Source organism: Streptomyces sp. SP18CS02 (assembly GCF_036322365.1).
Classification (GTDB): Bacteria; Actinomycetota; Actinomycetes; order Streptomycetales; family Streptomycetaceae; genus Streptomyces.
On sequence record NZ_JAQYXC010000281.1, the window covers coordinates 240816 to 264287 of the forward strand.

General features: G+C 72.8%; 17 protein-coding genes, 1 tRNA gene and 1 pseudogene. 18 read left to right on the forward strand and 1 reads right to left on the reverse strand.

The genetic code is table 11. The features are described from left to right. Positions 1-48: 48 nt before the first annotated feature. From PUR26_RS16205 to PUR26_RS16290, 18 genes and pseudogenes are all read left to right on the forward strand, one after another. The gene (locus PUR26_RS16205) at positions 49-987 is read left to right on the forward strand and encodes a beta-ketoacyl-ACP synthase III (RefSeq protein WP_329873077.1); all 939 of its coding nucleotides are present in this window, start codon (positions 49-51) and stop codon (positions 985-987) included. A gap of 321 nt (positions 988-1308) precedes the next feature. Beyond that, positions 1309-2490, forward strand: coding sequence for an ROK family transcriptional regulator (locus tag PUR26_RS16210; protein ID WP_329873078.1), 1182 nt, complete (start codon positions 1309-1311; stop codon positions 2488-2490). Positions 2491-2869: 379 nt separating this feature from the next. Next, positions 2870-4387, forward strand: coding sequence for a sugar ABC transporter ATP-binding protein (locus PUR26_RS16215; RefSeq protein ID WP_329873079.1), 1518 nt, complete (start codon positions 2870-2872; stop codon positions 4385-4387). Further along, the gene (locus tag PUR26_RS16220; protein ID WP_329873080.1) at positions 4384-5415 is read left to right on the forward strand and encodes an ABC transporter permease; all 1032 of its coding nucleotides are present in this window, start codon (positions 4384-4386) and stop codon (positions 5413-5415) included. Before PUR26_RS16215 ends, PUR26_RS16220 begins: the two co-directional genes overlap by 4 nt. Before the next feature lie 67 nt (positions 5416-5482). Further along, a complete protein-coding gene (locus tag PUR26_RS16225) occupies positions 5483-6529 on the forward strand; it encodes a substrate-binding domain-containing protein (protein ID WP_329873081.1) in 1047 nt (348 codons plus the stop codon). 46 nt (positions 6530-6575) lie between these two features. Continuing rightward, entirely contained in the window at positions 6576-7790 is a 1215-nt protein-coding gene (locus PUR26_RS16230; RefSeq protein ID WP_329873082.1) for a Gfo/Idh/MocA family protein, read from the forward strand. 12 nt (positions 7791-7802) lie between these two features. After that, on the forward strand, positions 7803-8804 hold the full coding sequence (locus PUR26_RS16235) for a sugar phosphate isomerase/epimerase family protein (RefSeq protein ID WP_329873083.1): 1002 nt from the start codon (positions 7803-7805) through the stop codon (positions 8802-8804). 620 nt (positions 8805-9424) lie between these two features. After that, positions 9425-13138, forward strand: a complete 3714-nt coding sequence (locus PUR26_RS16240; RefSeq protein WP_329873084.1) for a ThuA domain-containing protein — start codon at positions 9425-9427, stop codon at positions 13136-13138. A gap of 89 nt (positions 13139-13227) precedes the next feature. Beyond that, positions 13228-14343 carry an inositol-3-phosphate synthase gene (locus tag PUR26_RS16245; RefSeq protein WP_329873085.1) on the forward strand — a complete coding sequence of 372 codons (1116 nt, stop codon included), beginning with the start codon at positions 13228-13230 and terminating at the stop codon, positions 14341-14343. Beyond that, a complete protein-coding gene (locus PUR26_RS16250; RefSeq protein WP_329873086.1) occupies positions 14340-15638 on the forward strand; it encodes an SCO3242 family prenyltransferase in 1299 nt (432 codons plus the stop codon). Before PUR26_RS16245 ends, PUR26_RS16250 begins: the two co-directional genes overlap by 4 nt. Then, positions 15635-16558, forward strand: coding sequence for a sugar phosphate isomerase/epimerase family protein (locus PUR26_RS16255; protein ID WP_329873087.1), 924 nt, complete (start codon positions 15635-15637; stop codon positions 16556-16558). Before PUR26_RS16250 ends, PUR26_RS16255 begins: the two co-directional genes overlap by 4 nt. Beyond that, on the forward strand, positions 16555-17175 hold the full coding sequence (locus PUR26_RS16260; protein ID WP_329873088.1) for an EboA domain-containing protein: 621 nt from the start codon (positions 16555-16557) through the stop codon (positions 17173-17175). Before PUR26_RS16255 ends, PUR26_RS16260 begins: the two co-directional genes overlap by 4 nt. Beyond that, complete coding sequence (locus tag PUR26_RS16265) at positions 17175-18023, forward strand: TatD family hydrolase (protein WP_329873089.1); 849 nt, start codon at positions 17175-17177, stop codon at positions 18021-18023. Before PUR26_RS16260 ends, PUR26_RS16265 begins: the two co-directional genes overlap by 1 nt. 13 nt (positions 18024-18036) lie before the next feature. After that, the gene (eboE, locus tag PUR26_RS16270; RefSeq protein ID WP_329873090.1) at positions 18037-19206 is read left to right on the forward strand and encodes a metabolite traffic protein EboE; all 1170 of its coding nucleotides are present in this window, start codon (positions 18037-18039) and stop codon (positions 19204-19206) included. Beyond that, positions 19203-20597: a nucleotide pyrophosphatase/phosphodiesterase family protein gene (locus PUR26_RS16275; protein ID WP_329873091.1), complete on the forward strand. Its 1395-nt coding sequence runs from the start codon at positions 19203-19205 to the stop codon at positions 20595-20597. Before eboE ends, PUR26_RS16275 begins: the two co-directional genes overlap by 4 nt. A 33-nt stretch (positions 20598-20630) precedes the next feature. Next, the gene (locus tag PUR26_RS16280; RefSeq protein ID WP_329873092.1) at positions 20631-21680 is read left to right on the forward strand and encodes a sugar phosphate isomerase/epimerase family protein; all 1050 of its coding nucleotides are present in this window, start codon (positions 20631-20633) and stop codon (positions 21678-21680) included. Positions 21681-21881: 201 nt separating this feature from the next. Further along, positions 21882-22317: pseudogene (locus tag PUR26_RS16285) on the forward strand (aldehyde dehydrogenase family protein); the annotation flags it as partial. Between the two features lie 281 nt (positions 22318-22598). Further along, positions 22599-22686, forward strand: a tRNA-Leu gene (locus PUR26_RS16290). Positions 22687-22834: 148 nt separating this feature from the next. On the opposite strand, the gene PUR26_RS16295 is transcribed toward PUR26_RS16290, so the two are convergent. Next, positions 22835-23395, reverse strand: coding sequence for a hypothetical protein (locus tag PUR26_RS16295; protein ID WP_329873093.1), 561 nt, complete (start codon positions 23393-23395; stop codon positions 22835-22837). Positions 23396-23472: the final 77 nt, after the last annotated feature.

The window sequence follows — 23472 nt, forward strand, 5'->3', positions numbered from 1 at the left end:
ACGAAACTGGAGGGCTCCTGCACACCTCAAGCCAAGGGGGTCCCGAGCATGACGGGCACTCGTATCGCCGCGCTCGGCCACTACCAGCCCGCCAAGGTGCTCACCAACGACGATCTCACGGCGCTGGTGGACACCAGCGACGAGTGGATCCGCAGCCGGGTCGGCATCAGGACCCGCCATGTCGCCGGCCCCGACGAGCCGGTCGACGAGCTGGCCGCGCACGCGGGCGCCAAGGCGCTCGCGTCGGCAGGGCTCACCCCGGCCGACGTGGACATGGTCCTGGTCGCCACCTCCACGGCCATCGACCGGTCCCCGAACACCGCTGCCCGGGTCGCCGCCCGGCTCGGCATGGCGTCCCCGGCCACCATGGACCTCAATGTGGTGTGCGCGGGTTTCACCCATGCGCTGGCCACCGCCGACCACGCCGTCCGGGCGGGTTCGGCCCAGCGCGTCCTGGTCATCGGCGCCGACAAGATGACCGGGATCACCGACTGGACCGACCGCACCACGTGCGTGCTGGTCGGCGACGGTGCCGGGGCGGCGGTCGTCGAGGCCGCGCCCGAGGCGGGCATCGGACCGGTGCTGTGGGGCTCCGTCCCGGAGATGGGCCACGCCGTGCGCATCGAGGGCACCCCGCCACGCTTCGCGCAGGAGGGCCAGGCGGTCTACCGGTGGGCCACCACCCAGCTGCCGCCGATCGCACGCAAGGTGTGCGAGCGCGCGGGCATCACGCCGGAGGACCTGGCGGCCGTCGTCCTGCACCAGGCCAACCTGCGCATCATCGAGCCCGTCGCGCAGAGGATCGGCGCGGTCAACGCGGTGGTGGCGCGTGACGTGGTCGACTCCGGCAACACCTCGGCCGCCTCCATCCCGCTGGCCCTGTCCAAGCTCGTCGAGCGCGGCGAGGTCGTGTCGGGCGCTCCCGCGCTGCTCTTCGGTTTCGGCGGCAACCTCTCGTACGCGGGCCAGGTCGTCCGCGTCCCGTGAGCGGGGCCGATCGGCCGTGAGCCGGGACGCGGGCCAGGCCGTCCGCGTTCCGTCAGCGGGGCCGATCGGGCGGCGCCCGTCCGCCCCGCCTCCCCGTCGCGGCTCTCGGCTTCCCCCGATGCTTTGTCCTGAGTGTGGAGAAAGTTGGAGCGGATCGCTGCGCAACTTCTTCCCCCTGCGGCAAAGCGCTGCTACGTTCCCCCTCGAAAGCCGACGGAATCGGCCCGGCGTGCTCGGCCGGACGGATCCGCCGGGGACGATCCGCGGGACGGCCGGTCCGGCGGGCACAGCCAACACGGCGGGGAGGGGCGCGTGAGACGTATGACGGCTCGACCCGCCAACGCGCACCAGGCCCGACTGCTCCGGCTCTTGCGCGACGGGGGCCCCAACTCCCGTGCGCAGCTGGGTGACCAGGTCGACCTCTCCCGTTCCAAGCTCGCTGTCGAGGTGGACCGTCTCCTCGACACCGGCCTGGTGGTGGCGGACGGCCTCGCGGCCTCACGGGGCGGGCGCCGCTCGCACAACATCCGGCTCGCCCCCGGGCTGCGCTTCCTGGGCGTCGACATCGGCGCCACCTCCATCGACGTCGCCGTCACCAACGCGGAACTGGAGGTGCTGGGACACCTCAACCACCCGATGGACGTACGGGAGGGGCCCGTCGCCGTCTTCGAACAGGCCCTGGCCATGGCGGCCAAGCTGCGCGACTCGGGCCTGGCCGAGGGTTTCGACGGCGCCGGGATCGGCGTGCCCGGTCCGGTCCGCTTCCCCGAAGGCGTACCGGTCGCTCCGCCGATCATGCCCGGCTGGGACGGCTTCCCGGTGCGAGAGGCGCTCAGCCAGGAGCTGGGCTGTCCGGTCATGGTCGACAACGACGTGAACCTGATGGCGATGGGGGAGCAGCACGCGGGCGTCGCCCGTTCCGTGGGCGACTTCCTCTGCGTCAAGATCGGTACGGGCATAGGGTGCGGCATCGTCGTCGGGGGCGAGGTCTACCGGGGTACGACCGGCAGCGCCGGCGACATCGGTCACATCCAGGTCGTACCGGACGGCCGGCCCTGCGCCTGCGGCAATCAGGGCTGTCTGGAAGCGCACTTCAGCGGCGCCGCGCTGGCCCGTGACGCCGAGGACGCGGCGCGGGCCGGGCAGTCGGAGGAGCTCGCCCGGCGACTGGAGGCGGCAGGGAGGCTCACCGCCGTCGACGTCGCCGCCGGAGCGGCGGCCGGGGACGCGACCGCCCTGGAGCTGATCCGCGAGGGCGGCAACCACGTCGGCCAGGTCATCGCGGGGCTCGTCAGCTTCTTCAACCCCGGGCTCGTGGTGATCGGTGGCGGGGTGACCGGCCTCGGCCACAACCTGCTCGCCAGCGTCCGCACCCAGGTCTACCGCAAGTCCCTGCCCCTGGCCACCGGCAACCTCCCCATCGTGCTGGGCGAGCTCGGCCCCGTCGCCGGAGTCATCGGCGCCGCCCGGCTCATCAGCGACCACCTGTTCTCGCCGGCCTGACCCGGCGACCGGCACGCACCGCCCGCACCACTCGTACGGCACTCATCCGTCACCACGGCACGGCGCACCCGCACCCACCCGGCACCACCGCACCATCCGTCGCACGACACCCGGCACACGCACACCCGGCGCCGGTCACACGGGGTGACCGCGACGTACGCACCGCACGCAGGGCACGCACGCACCGCACCCGTCGCACGGACCGGACGCCACACAGGTCCCGCGCACACCTCGTACACCCACCCGGCTCCTGCACCACCCGGCTCCCGCGCCACCCGGCTCCTGCACCACCCGGCTCCCGCGCCACCCGGCTCCCGCGCCACCCTCCCCGTACATCGCCCTGCCCACTCACCGGCCGCACCCGCCGAGGGGATTCGTCATGGCACCAGAACCACCCCTGCTCACCATGTCCGGCATCACCAAGTCGTTCCCCGGCGTCCGCGCACTCGACGGCGTCGACCTGGCGGTCCAGCCCGGCGAGGTCCACTGCCTGCTCGGCCAGAACGGCGCCGGCAAGTCCACCCTCATCAAGGTGCTCGCCGGGGCCCACCAGCCCGACGGCGGCAGGATCACCTGGCGTGGCGAGCCCGTCTCGCTGAAGTCCCCGATCGCCGCCATGCGCCTCGGAATCGCCACCATCTACCAGGAACTCGACCTGGTCGAAGGGCTGTCGGTGGCCGAGAACGTCTTCCTCGGCCATGAGCCGACCACCGCCGGTTTCGTCGTCAGGGGAAGGGCGGCACGGGCCACGACCGCCGCCCTGCTCCAGCGGCTCGGCCACCCCGAGATCGCACCGGGGCGGGCCGTGGGCGACCTGTCGGCCGCTCAGCGGCAGATCGTCTCCATGGCCCGCGCGCTCTCCCACGACGTCCGCCTCATCGTCATGGACGAGCCGTCGGCGGCCCTCGATCCCGACGAGGTCGACAACCTCTTCCGGATCGTCGGGGACCTCACCGCCGGCGGCGTAGCGGTCGTCTACATCTCGCACCGCCTGGAGGAGATCCGCCGGATCGGCGACCGGGTGACCGTGCTGAAGGACGGGCGGGCCGTGGCCGGCGGGCTTCCCGCCAAGGACACCCCGACGCGTGACATCGTTGCCATGATGACCGGCCGCAACGTCGAGTACGTCTTCCCCGGGCGCCCCGCCCGTCCGGCCGCCGGCACTCCCGTACTGAGGGTCGAGGGGCTGACCCGCCCCGGGGAGTTCGCACCGGTCGACCTGGAACTGCGGCCGGGCGAGATCGTCGGCCTCGCCGGACTCGTCGGCTCCGGACGCTCCGAGATCCTGGAGACGATCTACGGCGCCCGCCGGCCCAGCGCCGGCCGCGTCCTCGTCGACGGCACGCCCCTGCGGCCGGGCAGCGTCCGGGCCGCCGTGCGCGCCGGGCTGGGCCTCGCCCCCGAGGAACGCAAGGCCCAGGGCCTGCTGATGCTCGAATCCGTCACCCGCAACGTCACCGTGTCGTCGATGTCCCGTTTCTCGTACGGCGGTTGGCTCGACCGCACCGCCGAGCGGGACGCCGCCCGGCGGGCGACCAGGGAGCTCTCCCTGCGTCCCGGCAATCCCGACGCCCGTATCCGCACCCTCTCCGGCGGCAACCAGCAGAAGGCCGTCCTGGCCCGCTGGCTGCTGCGGGGATGCCGGGTCCTCCTGCTCGACGAGCCCACCCGGGGCGTCGACGTCGGCGCCCGCGCCGAGCTGTACGCCGTCATCCGGCGGCTGGCCGACGACGGTCTCGCCGTCCTGCTCGTCTCCAGCGAGGTGCCCGAGGTCCTGGGCCTCGCCGACCGGGTGCTGGTGCTCAGGGAAGGCCACGTCGTGCACACCGCGCCCGCCGCGGAACTCGACGAACACCGCGTACTCGACCTTGTGATGGAAGGGAGCCCGACGTCATGACGCAGCCTGCCTCTGCGGCGCAGCAGGATGCGCCGCCCACCACCGCCAGAACACCGGACAAGCCAGGGCGGCGGCGGCCCCTCGGCCTGCGGGCCGACGTCCGCAACCTCTCCCTGCTCGGTGTCCTCGCCGTGCTGGTCGCGGTCGGCGGCATCACCAGGCCCGACCAGTTCCTCGACACCTCCAACCTGCAACTGGTCCTCACCCAGGCGTCCGTCATCGGCGTCGTCACCGTGGGCATGACCTTCGTCATCACGAGCGGCGGCATCGACCTGTCGGTCGGAGCCATCGTCGCCCTGGCATCGGTATGGGCGACCACCGTCGCCACCCAGGAGTACGGCTTCGCCGGCATCCTCTTCACCGCCGTGGTGGTGGGCCTCGGCTGCGGCCTGGTGAACGGCCTGCTCATCGCGTACGGGGGCATGGTCCCCTTCATCGCGACGCTGGCCATGCTGGCCTCGGCCCGCGGGCTGGCCCTCCAGATCACCGACGGCCGGACCCAGATCGTCGGCGTGCAGTCGGTCCTGGACCTCGGCGTCCCCGACGCGTACGTCCTCGGCATCCCGCCCCTGGTCCTCGTCTTCGCGGCCGTCACCGCCGTCGGCTGGCTGCTGCTGAACCGGACGACCTTCGGCCGGCGGACCGTCGCCGTCGGCGGAAACGCGGAGGCCGCCCGGCTCGCCGGCATCGACGTCCGCCGCCAGCGCCTCTACCTGTATCTGCTCTCCGGGCTGTGCTGCGGCATCGCGGCCTTCCTGCTGATCGTCCTGGCCGGATCGGGCCAGAACACCAACGGAAACCTGTACGAGCTGGACGCGATCGCCGCGGCGATCATCGGCGGCACCCTGCTCAGCGGCGGACGCGGCACCATCGTCGGCTCGGTGCTCGGAGTCCTCGTCTTCACCACGATCACCAACATCTTCGCCCTCAACAACCTGCAGAGCGACGTCCAGCAGATCGCCAAGGGCGCGATCATCGTCGCCGCCGTCCTGGTCCAGCGCCGCACCGCGCGGGGCGGCGAGGGCTGACAGCCCCTCACCCGCCCGGCACCCGGCACCGCCCCGCACCCCCTCTCCCGAAAGGGGCCCCACCGCCATGCCAGAAACCAGCCGCAGAGGACTGCTCTTCGGTACCGCCGCCGTCTCCGCCGGTGCGCTGCTCACCGCCTGTACCAGCAACGAACCCAAGGCCGCCAAGGACACAGCACCCGCCGGCGACACCGCCCCGGCCGCCGACGACAAGCCCGGCACCCCCGTCACCATCGGCTTCGCCGGACCACAGGCCGACCACGGCTGGCTCAACGCCATCAACGAGAACGCCAAGCGGCGGGCCGGGAAGTACTCCGAGGTGACGCTGGAGATCACCGAGGGCTCCAACGACACCGCCACCCAGATCGGCCAGATCCAGACGCTGATCAACAAGAAGGTCGACGTGCTGGTGATCCTGCCCGCCGACGGCAAGGCACTGACCCAGGTCGGCCTCCAGGCCATGAAGGCCGGCATTCCGGTGATCAACCTCGACCGGGTCTTCGCCTCCCCGCAGGCGTACCGCTGCTGGATCGGCGGCGACAACTACGGCATGGGCCTCAACGCGGGCCGCTACATAGGCGAACAGCTCAAGGACAGGCCGAACGCCAAGGTCGTCGAGCTCGCCGGCCTGGACAACCTGGAACTGACCAAGCAGCGCAGCCAGGGCTTCGACGACGCGCTCAAGAACTACCCCAACATCCGCAAGGTGGCGCGGCAGGCCGCCGACTTCACCGTCGAGTCGGGGCAGGCGAAGATGGCCCAGCTCCTCCAGGCGCAGCAGCAGTTCGACGCGGTGTGGAACCACGACGACGACCAGGGCGTGGGCGCCCTGCGAGCCATCCAGCAGGCCGGCCGCGACGACTTCCTGATGGTCGGAGGCGCCGGGGCCAAGGCGGCGATGGACGCGATCAAGGCCGACAACAGCGTGCTCAAGGCCACCGTGCTCTATCCGCCGACCATGGCCGCCTCCGCCATCGACCTGGCACGCGCCCTCGGCCAGAAGAAGGGCGTGGGCGGTATGTCGGAGCTGGAGATCCCGGCCTCGATCACCCTCTACTCGGCCGTGGTGACCAAGGAGAACGTCGACGAGTACCTGCCCACGGGCTTCAGCTGACCGGCTCCGCCCGCCACCACCGAGCAACCGACGAGGAGGAACCCGGATGGCCCGGAAGGAACAGACAGGCTCCGACGCCCTGCCCACCCTAGGGGTCGGCATGGTCGGATACGCGTTCATGGGCGCCGCCCACTCCCAGGGGTGGCGCACCGTCGGCCGGGTCTTCGACCTGCCGCTGCGGCCCGCGCTCACCGCGGTCTGCGGACGGGACGCGGCCGCCGTACGGGACGCGGCGGACAGACACGGGTGGGCCTTCGCCGAAACGGACTGGCGGGACCTCATCGCGCGCGACGACGTGCAGCTCGTCGACATCTGCACGCCGGGCGACAGCCACGCGGAGATCGCCATCGCCGCGCTGGCGGCGGGCAAGCACGTCCTGTGCGAGAAGCCGCTGGCCAACACGGTCGCCGAGGCCGAGGCGATGGTCGAGGCGGCCGACCGGGCCCGGGCCCGTGGGCAGATCGCGATGGTCGGCTTCAACTACCGCAGGGTGCCCGCGATGGCGTACGCCCGCCGGCTCGTCGCCGAGGGCCGGCTCGGCGCGCTGCGCCATGTACGGGTGACCTACCTCCAGGACTGGCTGGTCGATCCGGACTTCCCGCTGACCTGGCGGCTGGAGCGCAAGCACGCCGGATCGGGCGCGCTGGGCGATCTCGGCGCGCACATCGTGGACCTCGCGCAGTATCTGGCGGGGGAGCGGCTGGTGGGGGTCTCGGCACTCTCCGAGACGTTCGTACGGGAACGGCCGCTGCTCGCGGGCGCCTCGGCCGGACTGTCCGGGGCGGGAGCCGCGCCGGGAACCGTCGGGCGCGGTGCGGTCACCGTGGACGACGCCGCCGTGTTCACCGGGCGGCTCGCGTCCGGGGCGCTCGCCACCTTCGAGGCGACCCGGATGGCGGCGGGCCGCAAGAACGCCCTGCGGCTGGAGCTCAACGGCGAGAAGGGGTCGCTCGCCTTCGACCTGGAGCGGCTCAACGAGCTGTCCTTCCACGACCACACCGAGGCCGCCGCGTCGGCCGGATTCCGTCGCATCCTCGTCACCGAGCCGGACCACCCCTACCTGGAGGCATGGTGGCCGCCGGGCCACGCCATCGGCTACGAGCACACCTTCGCCCACCAGGCGCGCGACCTGGTGCACGCGATCGCGTCGGGCACCGACCCGGCTCCCTCCTTCGCCGACGGGCTCCAGGTGCAGCGCGTGCTGGCCGCCGTGGAGGAGAGCGCCGAGAAGAACGCCGTCTACACGCCCGTACCGGACTAGGAGGCCGATCCCTTGTCACGTCCCTTCACCCTCTTCACCGGCCAATGGGCGGACCTCCCGCTGGAGGAGGTCTGCCGACTGGCCCGCGACTTCGGCTACGACGGGCTGGAACTGGCCTGCTGGGGCGACCACTTCGAGGTCGACAAGGCGCTCTCCGACCCGTCCTACCTGGACGGGCGGCGGGCACTGCTCGACAAGTACGGGCTGAAGTGCTGGGCCGTCTCCAACCACCTGGCCGGTCAGGCGGTCTGCGACCACCCGATCGACGAACGCCACCAGGCGATCGTTCCGGGCCGGATCTGGGGGGACGGCGACCCGGAGGGCGTGAGGCGGCGGGCCGCCCGCGAGCTCGCCGACACCGCCCGCGCGGCCGCCGCCTTCGGTGTGCGGACCGTCATCGGCTTCACCGGCTCGTCCATCTGGCATCTGGTCGCGATGTTCCCGCCGGTGCCCGAGCGGATGATCGAGCGCGGGTACGAGGACTTCGCCGAACGCTGGAACCCCATCCTGGACGTCTTCGACGCGGAGGGCGTGCGCTTCGCCCATGAGGTGCATCCCAGCGAGATCGCGTACGACTACTGGACCACCCAGCGGGCGCTGGAGGCGGTGGACCGACGCCCGGCCTTCGGGCTCAACTTCGACCCGAGCCACTTCGTCTGGCAGGACCTGGACCCGGTCGGCTTCCTCTACGACTTCCGGGACCGGATCTACCACGTGGACTGCAAGGAGGCGCGCACACGGCTCGACGGCCGCAACGGGCGGCTCGGCTCGCACCTGCCGTGGGGCGATCCACGGCGCGGCTGGGACTTCGTATCGGCCGGGCGGGGGGAGGTGCGGTGGGAGGACGTCTTCCGCATGCTGCGGTCCATCGGCTACGAAGGGCCGGTGTCCGTGGAGTGGGAGGACGCCGGGATGGACCGTCTGACCGGCGCCCCCCAAGCACTCGCCACGCTCAAGCGGTACGACTTCGACCCGCCCTCGGCATCGTTCGACGCCGCCTTCGGAGCCGACTGAGCAGGTGACCGCAGCCCGGAGCCCGGTGGCGCACCCGCCACCGGGCGGGGCAGCCCTGCCCGCGCACGGCTTTGTCCTGCGGCGGGGGAAAGTGGAACTCCGGTGCCGCACAAGGGCTTTCGGTCCAGGACCAACCCGACTACCGTCCATCAGGTGCACCTCTGAGGTGTACAGGACACAACTGGCGTCGCTCCCCTCCCCGTCGCTCCCTCTCCCGTCCGCCCGCTTCTCCCGGCCTCCGGCCTCACGCGCGTCCTGCTTCTCCCGCGTCCCGTTTCTCCCGCACGCCGCTTCTCCCGGTCCCTGCCTCTCCCGGACCTCCCGCTCGTCCGGGGTTTCCGTTCCCCGCACGTCCTGCGCTTCCCCGCACGTCCTGCGTTCCTGGCAGCCCCCGCGACCCCCGCAGTCCCGCGCGCCCGGCACTTCCCGTGCTCCCGGCGGCCGCGGCGGGCCGCCGGGAGCGCCCCCGACCCCGACCCGCCCCCGACCAGCGTGACGGCGCACGGGGGCCCCGGACACCCGGCGCGGCCCCAGGGCCGCCCGCCGGGGCAACCCGCCCCCCCGCGTCCCGACGGTCGCGGGTGACCCCCCGTACGACCGGCCTTCTCCGGAGGACACTCGTGCACAGAAAGAAGCTCAGAGCCCGCAGCGCACTCGCCCTTCTGACCAGCGGCCTGCTCGCCGTGACCTCGTTCGCCCTGGGCGCCCCGCAGAGCGTGGCCGCCGGCCCCCGGGTCCCCGCCGCCGACGCGGCCGCCGAGGACTTCCAGCAGATCACCCTCGCCAAGGGCGGCGAGGAGGTCGGCGAACCCATGTCGCTGGCCGTGCTGCCCGACCGCAGCGTGCTGCACACCTCCCGCAGCGGTGAACTGCGGCGCACCGACGCCGCGGGCAACACCGAGGTCATCGGCAGTGTCCCGGTCTACTCCCACGACGAGGAGGGCCTCCAGGGCATCGGGCTCGACCCGGACTTCGAACGTAACCGGGCCGTCTACCTCTACTACGCCCCGCCCCTGGACACCCCGGCCGGGGACGCCCCCAACGACGGCACGGCGGCCGACTTCGCGAAGTTCGACGGCGTCAACCGGCTCTCCCGCTTCGTCCTCAAGGCGGACGGCACCCTCGACAACGCCAGCGAGAAGAAGGTCATCGACATCCCCGCCACGCGGGGCATCTGCTGCCATGTGGGCGGCGACATCGACTTCGACGCCCAGGGCAACCTGTACCTGTCGACCGGCGACGACTCCAACCCGTTCGCCTCCGACGGCTTCACCCCCATCGACGAGCGCCCCGGACGCAACCCCGCGTACGACGCCCGCCGCACCTCCGGGAACACCAACGACCTGCGGGGCAAGATCCTGCGGATCAAGGTCGCGTCCGACGGCTCGTACACCGTCCCCGACGGCAACCTCTTCGCGCCGGGCACGGCGAGGACCAGGCCCGAGATCTACGCGATGGGCTTCCGCAACCCGTTCCGCTTCAGCGTCGACAAGAAGACCGGTGTGCTGTACGTCGGCGACTACGGCCCCGACGCGGGCGCCGCCGACCCCAGGCGCGGCCCGGCGGGACAGGTCGAGTTCGCCCGCGTCACCAAGCCCGGCAACTTCGGCTGGCCCTTCTGCACCGGCGACAACGACGCCTACGTCGACTACGACTTCGCCACCAAGGAGTCGGGCGCGGCCTTCGACTGCGCCGCCCCCAGGAACGACTCGCCGTACAACACCGGCCTGGTGGACCTGCCGCCCGCGGAGGCCGCGTGGATCCCCTACGACGACGGATCGCTGCCCGAGTTCGGTTCCGGCTCCGAGTCGCCGATGGGCGGACCGGTCTACCGCTACGACGCCGCTTCGACCTCACCCGTGAAGTTCCCCGAGGCGTACGACGGGGACTTCTTCGCCGGGGAGTTCGGCCGGCGCTGGATCAAGCGCATCGAGCAGGACGACGACGGTACCGTGCGGTCCGTCAACCCGGTCCCGTGGACGGGCACCCAGGTGATGGACATGGCGTTCGGTCCGGACGGGGCGCTGTACGTGCTCGACTACGGCACCGCCTGGTTCGGCGGAGACCACAACGCGGGCCTGTACCGGATCGAGAACGCCACCGACGGCCGCTCGCCCGTCGCGGAGGCGGCCGCGAGCCGGACCTCCGGCAAGGCGCCGTTGCGGGTGGCGTTCTCCTCCGCCGGTACGGCCGACGCCGACGGCGACGCCCTCACCTACAGCTGGGACTTCGGCGACGGCGGCACCTCCACGGCCGCCGACCCCGCGTACACGTACCGGAAGAACGGCACCTACACCGCGACCGTCACCGCCAAGGACACGACCGGCCGCACCGGCTCCGCCAGCGTCCACGTGGTCGTCGGCAACACCGCTCCCAAGGTGACGCTCGAACTACCGGCGGAGGGTGCGCTGTTCAGCTTCGGTGACGCCATTCCGTTCAAGGTGACCGTCACCGACCCCGAGGACGGCGCGAACGGTCCGATCGACTGCGCCAAGGTGAAGGTCACCTACATCCTCGGCCACGACAGCCACGGCCACCCCGTGACCTCCGCCAACGGGTGCACCGGCACCATCAAGACGTCCTCCGACGGCGGCCACGACCCGAACGCGAACATCTTCGGGGTCTTCGACGCCGAGTACACGGACGGCGGAGGCGGCGGCCAGGCCGCGCTGACCGGCCACGACCAGGCGCAGCTCCAGCCTCGCCACCGCCAGGCCGAGCACTTCACCGCCCAGTCCGGCACCCGTACGTACGACAAGGCGACCGCCAACGGCGGCAGGACCGTCGGCGACATCGACGACGGCGACTGGATCTCCTTCAAGCCCTACAACCTCACCGGGGCGACCGGGCTGACCGCCCGGATCTCGTCCGGGGGCGCGGGCGGCTTCCTGGAGGTACGCACCGGATCGGCCACCGGCAATCTGCTCGGATCCGCCCCCGTCCCGGTGACCGGCGGCTGGGAGACGTTCCAGGACATCGACGTCCCCCTGCGAGCCGTGCCGAAGAGGACCACCGAACTCTTCCTGGTCTTCAAGGGCGGCGCCGGAGCCCTCTACGACCTGGACGACTTCGAGCTGTCCCGCACCCCCGTGGACCCCGCCGCCAAGCGCGTCCTGGTCTTCTCCAGGACCGCCGGCTTCCGCCATGACTCCATCCCGGCCGGTGTCGCCGCGCTGAAGGAGCTGGGCGCCGCCAGCGGCATCACGGTCGACGCGACCGAGGAGCCCAGGCAGTTCACGACGAACAACCTCGCCCGCTACGACGCGGTCGTCTTCCTCTCGACGACCGGGGACGTGCTCGACGCCGAGCAGCAGAAGGCATTCGAGGACTACGTCGCCAGCGGCGGCGGATACGTCGGTGTGCACGCGGCCGCCGACACCGAGTACCACTGGGAGTTCTACGGCGGTCTGGTCGGCGCCCACTTCGCCTCGCACCCCGAGATCCAGACCGCCACCGTACGGGTCGAGGACCACGGCCACCCGTCCACCGCGCATCTGACCTCACCGGCCTGGGAGCGCACCGACGAGTGGTACAACTACCGCACCAACCCGCGCGGCCGGGCACGCGTGCTCGCCACCCTCGACGAGACCACCTATCGGGGCGGCACCATGAAGGGCGACCACCCGATCGCCTGGTGCCAGGCCTACGAGGGCGGACGGTCCTTCTACACGGGCGGCGGACACACCAAGGAGTCCTACGCCGAGCCCGCCTTCCGGCAGCACCTGCTGGGCGGCCTGCGCTACGCCACCGGCCAGGTCAAGGCCGACTGCAGGCCCGGGACCGGCTACCGGGACATCTTCAACGGCGAGTCGGCGGACGGCTGGAAGCAGGCCGGGCCGGGCGGGTTCGACGTCGTGGACGGCGAGCTGCGCACCGAGGGAGGCATGGGGATGCTCTGGTACCAGGCCAAGGAGCTGACGTCCTACTCGCTGAAGCTGGACTGGAAGATGGCCGGCGACGACAACTCCGGCGTCTTCGTCGGCTTTCCCGCCTCCGACGACCCCTGGTCCGCGGTCACCAAGGGCTACGAGATCCAGATCGACGCCACCGACGCCGCGGACCGCACCACCGGTGCCGTCTACGGCTCCAAGTCGGCGGACATCAGGGCGCGCGACCGAGTCCTGCGGCCGCCCGGCCAGTGGAACAGCTACGAGATCAGGGTCCAGGGGGAGCGCCTCAGGGTCTTCCTCAACGGGGTGAAGATCAACGACTTCACCAACGCCGATCCGGCCCGCAGCCTGAAGGACGGCCACATCGGCATCCAGAACCACGGAGCCGACGACCAGGTGTCCTTCCGCAACATCCAGCTCAGGGAGCTGCCCTCGCCCTCGTAGGGCGGCGCCCGCAGAAGCCGGCGGCGGGCGGGGAGGCGCCGTACCCCCCGCCCGCCGTCTCCAACGCACCGCATTCAGGGAGGCTGGCCATGTTCGATGAACGTCGTGTCGGGGTCTGGTTCGTCGGGGCGCGCGGCTCCGTGGCCACGACCGCTGTGGCGGGATGCGCGGCGGTCGCCGCGGGACTGCACCCGCCGACGGGCATGGTCACCGAGACCACGCCCTTCCGCTCCACCGGCCTGCCGCCCCTGTCATCGCTCGTCTTCGGCGGTCACGACACGACGTCGGCCCCCCTGCCCAAACGGGCCGAGGAGCTGACGGCCGCGGGCGTGCTCCCGCACGGCCTGGCCACCGCCGTACGGGAGGAACTGGCCGCCGCGGACACGGAGATCCGGGCCGGCGGCCCGATGCCGGGCGACACCCGCACGGACGAGGAACTGATCACCGCCTTCACCGCCGACATCACGGACTTCCTCCGCCGGCACGCCCTGGCACGCGCCGTGGTCGTCAACGTCGCCTCCACCGAACCGGCACCCGGCCCCGACGCCGAGCGGCTCGCGCCCAGCTCGCTGTACGCGGCGGCGGCCCTGCGGGCCGGCTGCCCCTACATCAACTTCACCCCCTCCACCGGGCTGCACACCGAGGACCTCGCCGACGCCTTCGCCGCCGGCGGGCTTCCCCACGCGGGCCGGGACGGCAAGACCGGCCAGACGCTGCTCCGTTCCGTGCTCGCCCCGATGTTCGTCCAGCGCGCCCTGCCGGTCCGGGCGTGGTCGGGCACCAACCTCCTGGGCGGCGGGGACGGGGCGGCGCTGGCCGACCCGGCCGCGGCGGCCGCGAAGAACGCCGGAAAGGAACGGGTCCTGGCCGACACCCTGGGCCACACACCGGAGGGCCGGGTCCACATCGACGACGTGCCGGCCCTCGGCGACTGGAAGACCGCCTGGGACCACATCGCCTTCGACGGCTTTCTCGGCTCCCGCATGATCCTGCAGACCATCTGGCAGGGATGCGACTCGGCGCTGGCGGCCCCGCTGGTCCTGGACCTGGCCCGGCTGGTGGCCCGCGCGCACGAGGCCGGGCTGTCCGGGCCGCTGCCCCAGCTCGGCTTCTACTTCAAGGACCCGGACGGCGGCCCGGCGGCGCTCGCCGAGCAGTACGCGGCTCTGCTCTCCTTCGCCGCCGGGCTGGGGGAGTCCCGTTGAGCGGCCCGTCGAGGGGACCGGGGCCGGGGGCCGACCGCGCGGCGGGACCGTCGCACGGCCCGGCGGCGGAGAGCGCCGGACCGGACCGGGCCGGCCTGGGCGGTCTTGACCGGGGCGGCCTGGGCGGTCTTGCCCGGGGCGGTGCGGACGCGGACCGTACGGGGGCGGGGGGTACGGTCGCCGGCCGCGACCGCGCGACGGCCGGGCCGGCGGGGGCGGGCCCCGCCGCGCCTTCGGGCGGGCCCCGGCCGGCCACGGACCCGCTGCGCGCCTGGGCCGAACTTCTGCGCGTCTCGGCGCTGTTCACCGTGCCGGGCGACGCGCTCGCGGGCGCGGCGGCAGCAGGGCTGCGGCCGGACCGGCGCACGGCCCTCGCCATCGGTGCCTCCCTCTGTCTGTACGAGGCGGGCATGGCCCTCAACGACTGGGCCGACCGCGACGAGGACGCCGTCGACCGGCCCCACCGCCCCATCCCGTCGGGCCGCGTCACCCCGGGCGCCGCGCTGACGGCGTCGGCGGCGCTCACCGTGACGGGCCTGGTCCTGGCGGCCCGCGCCGGACGCGCGCCCCTGGCCGTCGCCACCGCCCTGGGCGCCACCGTCTGGGCGTACGACCTGGGTCTGAAGCACACGCGAGCGGCAGCGGTGACGATGGGGACCGCCCGTGCCCTGGACCTCCTTCTGGGCGCCACAGCGACAGCCGCGGGAGCGGGCGCGACCGTGGGCGTGGCCGCTCCCGTGGCCGGCAGCGCGGGTGGCCGCGCCGGCGGTGGGAGGAGGCTCCCCGGCGCCGCCCGGCCCGGCGTGCGCGCAGAACCCGGCGTGCGCGCACCGAGGGGAGTGCGCGGTGCGCTGCCGGCGGCCCTGCTGCTCGGCGTCCACACCTGTGCGGTCACCGCGGTGTCCCGTCACGAGGCCCACGGAGGCTCGACGGCCGCGCCGCTGGCCGCGCTCGGTGCCACTGCGGCGATGGGGGCCCTGGCCGCACACGGTCGCCGGGCCCGAAGCGGACCGGGCCTCTCCCCGGCACCGGCCCGGGGCGCCGCCGGACGCGCCCGCCTGGTCACCACGGCACTCGCCGCCGCCTATCTCCGTACGGCCGCCGCGCCGCTCCTGCACGCCGCCCTCAACCCATCGGCCCCCCTCACCCGACGTGCCGTGGGCGGCGGAATCCGCGCCATGATCCCCCTTCAGGCCACCCTCGCCGCCCGTGGCGGAGCCCTGGGCACGGGCCTCGCCGTGATGGGGCTGGCCCCGCTCGCGCGCGGACTCGCACGGAAGGTGAGCCCCACATGAGCGCCACCACCGCGGCCACCGGCGCCACCGGCCCGCGCCTCGGGTACGGCACCAACGGTCTCACCGACCTTCGCCTCGACGACGCCCTCGCCCTCCTCGCCGACCTCGGCTACGACGGCGTCGGCCTGACGCTCGACCATATGCACCTGGACCCGCTCGCCCCCGATCTCGCGGCCCGCACCGCCCGTACCGCCCGTCGCCTGGCGGAGCTGGGGCTCGGCGTCACCGTCGAGACCGGCGCACGCTATGTACTCGACCCGCGCCGCAAACACGGCCCCTCCCTTCTCGACGCCGACCCCGAAGGCCGCGCCGCCCGCACCCGACTGCTGATCCGCGCGGTCCGGGTCGCCGCCGACCTCGGCGCACACGCCGTGCACTGCTTCACCGGCATCAGCCCCGAGAAGGCCGGAGCCGGGGGCGCGCGGCCCGACCGCACCGAGCCCGACGGCACCCCGGACGACACGGTGTGGAAGCGACTCGAAGAGTCACTCACCCCCGTCCTGGACGCCGCCGCGAGCGCCGGTGTCCCGCTCGCCCTCGAACCCGAGCCCGGCCACCTCGTCGCCACCCTCGCCGACTTCCACCACCTCCGCCGCCGGCTCGGCGACCCCGGACCCCTGGGGCTCACCCTCGACATCGGCCACTGCCAGTGCCTGGAACCCGCGTCGCCCGCCGACTGCGTACGCGACGCCGCGCCCTGGCTGCGTCACGTCCAGATCGAGGACATGCGGCGCGGCGTCCACGAACACCTCCCGTTCGGCGACGGCGAGATCGACTTCCCTCCCGTGCTCGAAGCCCTGGCCGGCACCGGCTACCAGGGGCTGACCGTCGTCGAACTGCCCCGGCACTCCCATGCCGGTCCGGAGCTGGCCCGCACCTCCATCGCATTCCTCCGAGCGAAGGGAGCACCCGCCTCGTGACGCTCACCCGAGCGGAACTCGACAACCGCCTCGGCGGCGCCGCCCGCGCCTGGCTCGACGGGGCCGTCGCCGAGGCCGCCCACGCCGCGAGCACGGCCCGCGACGCCACCGCCCCGTACGCACCGCCCTCCTGGGAGCTGCGGTTCGCCTCCGCGGGCCGCCACTGCGGGCAGGACCACGCCGACTCCGTACGCGGACTCCTCCTCCACGAGGCCCGAGCCGACGAGGCCACCCTCGCCCGGCTCTACCACCAGGGCACCGCCGCCGAGCGCCGCGCCGTCCTGCTCGCCCTCCCCTCCCTCGTACCGGGGCCGCAGGCCCTGCCCCTGGTCGAGGACGCGCTGCGCACCAACGACACCCGGCTGGTCGCCGCTGCCGTGGGCCCGTACGCGGCCGCCCACCTCGATGCGCACTCCTGGCGCCACGCGGTTCTCAAGTGCCTCTTCACCGGTGTCCCCGTCGATGCCGTCGCAGCCCTCGGGGAGCGGGCCCGCGCCGACGCCGAGCTGGCCCGGATGCTCTCCGACTACGCGGCCGAGCGGACCGCGGCCGGCCGGCCCGTCCCCGACGACCTTCCCCGCGTCCTCGCCCTCACCGTCCCTCCGCAGGAGTCCTGATGCGCATCTTCGACCCGCACATCCATATGACCTCCCGCACCACGGACGACTACCAGGCGATGTACGAGGCCGGAGTCCGCGCCCTCGTCGAGCCGTCCTTCTGGCTCGGACAGCCCCGCACCTCACCGGAGAGCTTCTTCGACTACTTCGACGCCCTGCTGGGCTGGGAGCCCTTCCGGGCCGCCCAGTACGGCATCACCCACCACTGCACCATCGCCCTGAACCCCAAGGAGGCCAACGACCCCCGCTGCGCCCCGGTGCTCGACGCCCTGCCCCGCTATCTCGTCAAGGACTCCGTCGTCGCCGTCGGCGAGATCGGCTACGACTCCATGACCCCCGCCGAGGACACCGCCCTCGCGGCCCAGCTCCAGCTCGCCGCCGACCACGGACTGCCCGCACTCGTCCATACCCCGCACCGCGACAAACTGGCCGGGCTGCACCGCACCGTCGACGTCATCCGCGAATCGCCGCTGTCCCCGGAACACGTCCTGCTCGACCACCTCAACGAGACGACGGTGGGACCCGCTTCCGACAGCGGGGCCTGGCTCGGCTTCTCCATCTACCCCGACACCAAGATGGACGAGCACCGCATGGTCGCGATCCTCAAGTGGCACGGCACGGAGAAGGTCCTCGTCAACTCCGCCGCCGACTGGGGCAGGAGCGACCCGCTCAAGACCCGGAAGGTCGGCGACGCCATGCTCGGCGCCGGATTCTCCGAGGACGACGTCGACCAGGTCCTGTGGCGCAACCCCGTCGCCTTCTACGGCCTCAGCGGACGGCTCCAGCTCGACCTCCCCGCCCCCGACACCCTCCACGAGGGCAACTCCATCCTCCGCGGCGGGGAATGAGGAAAGGCAGGCCATGCGCTTCCGCCATCCCGACGGCTCCACCGTCCACCTCGCCTACTGCACCAACGTCCACCCCGCCGAGACCCTCGACGGAGTCCTCGCCCAGCTCCGCGACCACTGCGAACCCGTCCGCAGACGCCTCGGACGCGACCGCCTCGGCATCGGCCTCTGGCTCGCACACAAGGCCGCGGCCGCCCTGATCACCGATCCCGCCGCCCTGCGCGCACTGCGCGCCGAACTCGACAGGCGCGGCCTGGAGGTGGTCACCCTCAACGGCTTCCCCTACGAGGGCTTCGGCGCCGAAGAGGTCAAGTACCGGGTGTACCAGCCCGACTGGACCCGGCCCGAACGCCTCGCCCACACCGGTGACCTCGCCCGGCTCCTCGCCGCGCTGCTCCCCGACGACGTCACCGAAGGCTCCATCTCCACCCTCCCCATCGCCTGGCGCACCCCCTTCGACGCCGCGGCGGCCGACACCGCCCGCGCCGCGCTCGCCACCCTCGGCGAACGCCTGGACGCCCTCGAAGACCTCACCGGGAAGTCCCTGCGCGTCGCCCTGGAACCCGAGCCGGGCTGCACCATCGAGACCACCGCCGACGCCATCGGCCCGCTCACCGGCATAGCCGGCCCCCGCATCGGCATCTGCGTGGACACCTGCCACCTCGCCACCTCCTTCGAAGATCCGCAGACCGCTCTGGACGCCCTGGAGGCCGCGCGCGTACCGATCCCCAAGGCCCAGCTCTCCGCCGCCCTCCACGCGGAGGAGCCCCACCTTCCCGAAGTACGCGAAGCCCTCGCCGCCTTCGCGGAACCGCGCTTCCTCCACCAGACCCGCACCCGTACCGCCGCCGGCCTGCGCGGCACCGACGACCTCCCCGAAGCCCTCACGGGCGGGACCCTCCCGGACGGCGCGCCCTGGCGGGCACACTTCCACGTTCCCCTGCACAGCCCCCCGGCCCCGCCCCTCACCTCCACACTCCCCGTACTCCGGGACACCCTGACCGGGCTCGTCGGCGGCCCGTCCCCCCGCACCCGCCACCTGGAGGTCGAGACCTACACCTGGCAGGCCCTCCCGCCCGAGCTGCGCCCCCGCTCACGGGGCCGGCTCGTCGAGGGCATCGCCGCCGAACTGACGCTCGCCCGCGACCTGCTGACGGACCTCGGCCTCAAGGAACTGCCATGAGCGACAACGACACCACCCGCCCCACCCCCCTCCTGGTGCTGGACGTCGTCGGCCTCACCCCCCTGCTCCTGGAGCACATGCCGCGACTGAAGGCACTCGCCCGCTCCGGATCGCAGGCCACCCTGGGCACCGTCCTGCCCGCCGTCACCTGCGCCGCCCAGTCCACCTTCCTCACCGGCACCCTCCCCTCCGAGCACGGCATCGTCGGCAACGGCTGGTACTTCCGTGAACTCGGCGACGTCCTGCTGTGGCGCCAGCACAACGGTCTCGTCTCCGGCGACAAACTCTGGGACGCGGCCCGCCGGACCCACCCCGGCTACACGGTCGCCAACATCTGCTGGTGGTACGCCATGGGCGCCGACACCGACATCACCGTCACCCCGCGGCCCGTCTACTACGCCGACGGCCGCAAGGAACCCGACTGCTACACCCGGCCGCCGGAGCTGCACGACGAACTCACCGACACGTTCGGCACCTTCCCCCTGTTCCACTTCTGGGGCCCGGGCGCCGACATCGTCTCCAGCCGATGGATCGTCGACGCCACCCGGCACATCCTCCGCACCCGCCACCCCGACCTGGCACTCTGCTACCTCCCCCACCTCGACTACGACCTTCAGCGCTACGGCCCCGACGACCCGCGCTCCCACCGGGCGGCCGCCGACCTCGACGAGGCCATGGCACCCCTCCTCGACGACGCCGGTGCCGAGGGCCGCACGGTCGTCGCCCTCTCCGAATACGGCATCACCCGGGTCAGCCGGCCCGTCGACATCAACCGCGCCCTGCGCCGCGCGGGCCTGCTCGAAGTCCACACCCAGGACGGCATGGAGTACCTCGATCCCATGGCCTCACGAGCCTTCGCCGTCGCGGACCACCAGCTCGCGCACGTGTACGTGCGCCGGCCCGGGGACCTCGACGCCACCCGTGCGGCGCTCGACGGCCTGCCCGGTCTCGAACAGCTCCTGGACGACGAGGGCAAGAAGGCCCACGGCCTCGACCACCCCCGTGCCGGGGAGCTCGTCGCCATCGCCGAGCCGGACGCCTGGTTCACGTACTACTACTGGCTCGACGACGCACACGCCCCCGACTTCGCCCGGCTCGTCGAGATCCATCGCAAACCCGGCTACGACCCCGTCGAACTGTTCATGGACCCCCTCGACCCCTATGTGCGGCTCAAGGCGGCCACGGCGGTCGCCCGCAAGAAGCTCGGCATGCGCTACCGCCTGGCGGTCGTTCCCCTCGACGCCTCACCTGTTCGCGGCAGCCACGGCCGCCTCCCCGCGCACGATGACGAAGGTCCGCTCATCCTGTGCTCCACCCCCCGCGCTGTGAACGGCCGTGTCGCGGCCACCGATGTGAAGTCCCTGCTGCTTCGACTCGCCGGAATCCACTGAACCAGACACCACTGACAACGAGGAGTCGTCCACATGAGCCGAACCGGCAAGCACAGCGATCCCGAACTCGTCCACAAGCTCAGCAGACGCGGAATGCTCGGCGTCACGGCCGGAGCAACCGCCGCCGCGCTCCTCGGCGCGGCGGGACCGGCCACCGCCGCCCCCGCCCCCGCCGCGGCGGCCGGCGGCAAGAGCCGGGGCCGCCCCGTCCTGCCCCCCGGCCGTCTCGGCATCCAGCTCTACTCGCTGCGCGACAAGGTCGCCACCCTCGGCTTCGGGCCGGTCTTCGAGGAACTGCGGCGCTACGGCTACGACGAGGTCGAGTACGCCGGGTACACCCAGGGCTCGGCCGGCCCCATCACACTCGCGCAGCTCAGGCGACTGACCCGGGACCACGGCCTGCGCGGCATCGGCAGTCACGTCGGCTACTACTCGTCCGACCCCCGGGCCTACACCTTCGCCCAGAACCTCGACCAGGTCCTCGACGACGCCCAGGCCCTCGGCCTCAAGCACATCGGCACCGCCTCGGGCCCCTGGCGCTACGGGGCGACCGTCGACGGCTGGAAGCGCTGCGCCGAGGAGTTCAACCACTACGGCGCCGAGGCCAGGAAGCGCGGCATGAAGTTCTACCAGCACAACCACGCCGAGGAGTTCTCCTTCGCCACCGACCGGCCGGACGTGCGCCTCTACGACGTACTGCTCGCCGAGACCGACCCGGACCTGGTGTACCTGGAGATGGACATCTACTGGGCGTACGCGGCCCAGTTCCGCTTCGGCAGGCGCGTCGACGGCACGCCCGCCCCCTTCGACCCCCTGCGGTACGTCCTCGACCAGCCCCATCGCTACCCGCTCTTCCACGTCAAGGACGGGGAACGCGACGACTCCGCCCAGGACGGGTACCGGATGACGGATGTCGGGGACGGCGACATCGACTACCAGCGCTTCATCTCGGCGGTCACCCGCACCCGCCACGGCCGCGCCGACCACCACTGGCAGGCCGAGCACGACAACCCGGTCGAGTCGCTGGCCTTCGCCCGCAAGTCCAGCGCGCACCTGCACTCCTTGCGCGAGAAGGACTGCTGATCCGCCCTCAGGACACCCCTTAGGACCCGTGGGCCCGTGGACCCGTGCCCCAGGCCGGAGCGGCCGGGGCCGGCGTCCACGGGCGCCCGCCCGGGGATGATCACACGATCGGGCGCGGCCACGGCGGGCGGACCGGGAAGGCGGGCCGGGCCGGCCGGGCGGCCCGCTCCCGCCCGCGCCCCTCGCTCCGTCCCCCTGTGACGGGGCTCCCTCGACGACGGCTCCTTCCTGCCGACCCAGGACACCTCGGCGTACCTCCCCCCGGTGACCCTGCTGAACCCCCGGCCTCCTCGCCGCGCCACCACGCGGAACCGTTCGGCCCGGTCGACACGATCGTCCTGGTGGACACGGAGGCCGCACCGCTCGCCGCCATGAACGCGTCGCACGGTGCTCTGGTCGCCACCCTCTCCACCGGCGACGTGGCGACCTACGAACGCCTGTCCCCCAGATCCGTGCCTTAGAGGTGGGGCACGACAAGCCGCGCTCGCGCGGGGAGGGGGAAGAGCTGTTCGGCGGCGTCGGCGCCTCCTGACGCGGCGCCTTCGCCGGAGGCGATCTGCTCGTGACGCCGGTCACCCAGGGCGCGGCGGACGAGCGTCCGCCCGGGCACTTCCCCGACCATCACCTGATGCCCTGACCCCACCCCTCACCCCGACCGGGCCCTCGGCAACCGGTCACCGGGCGCCGCCCGCGTTCTCCCGCTCCGGGGGGCGCGCGACGGCGCACCCGGCCCCGGCCGTGACCGCTCTCACGCCGCGCACACGGTGCGCGACGCTCCGTCCGCATGATGGACCGCCGGCCCTCGCGCGGACCCGCCCCGGCCACCTGACCACGGGATATGTGGGTGAAGGGCACCTCAAACCCCTGGTAGAGTTATCCATGTCGCCGCGGGGAACACCCCAAAACGACAGACACCTTGTCCGGGTGGCGGAATGGCAGACGCGCTAGCTTGAGGTGCTAGTGCCCTTTATCGGGCGTGGGGGTTCAAGTCCCCCCTCGGACACCAGTAGAGACCCCAGTTGATCTGGGGTTTTCTGCGTTTCCGGTACTGATGTCGAGACCATGACCGATGGCGTGACGGAGCCGTCGGGGACGGTGTGTCGTCCCCGACGGCTTTCCGCGGTGCGGGTGGTCACCAGGTGGTCACCACGTGATTACCAGGTGCCGCCGATGGCCTCGCCGTGCTTGAAGCCGCCGAGGAAGATCTTCGAGCCCCCGGCCGACTCGAGGCCGAGGAACTTGGCCGCGTCGTACTCGGCGCCGTAGAAGGTGCCGTGGTCCTCGGTCGCCTTCTCGGTCTCCTTCTCCGACCCGGTGGCCTCCTGGCCGGCCTCCGCCTGGCCCGTGGCCTCGTGGCCGGTCTCGGGCCGGCCGGCCGCCTGCTGGCCGGCCTCCTCCGTGACGGCCTGCTCCTGGGCGGCCGCCTGCTGGTCGGTCGCCTGCTGGCCCGCGTCCGACGGGCGCGACTCCGACGGGCGCGAGGGCCGCGCGTCGGACGGGCGGGACGCCGACGGGCGCGAGTCGGACGGGCGCGACTGGGACGGACGGGCGTCGGACGGGCGCGACTGGGACGGGCGGGCGTCGGTGTCCGTGGGAGCCGCGTGGTGCTTTCCGCCGACGGCGGGGCCGTGGTCGTTGTCGGCGGCGGCGGGGCCGATACCGATTGCCGTGGCAGCCGTGACGATGGCCGCGCAGGCAAGGGCCTTCCTGATCATTGTTCCTCCGGGTCGCGTGGAAGCGCCGCCCGGTCCGTCCGGGCGGGTTCGGAGTCAGGGGTTCCCGTCGGCCGGGG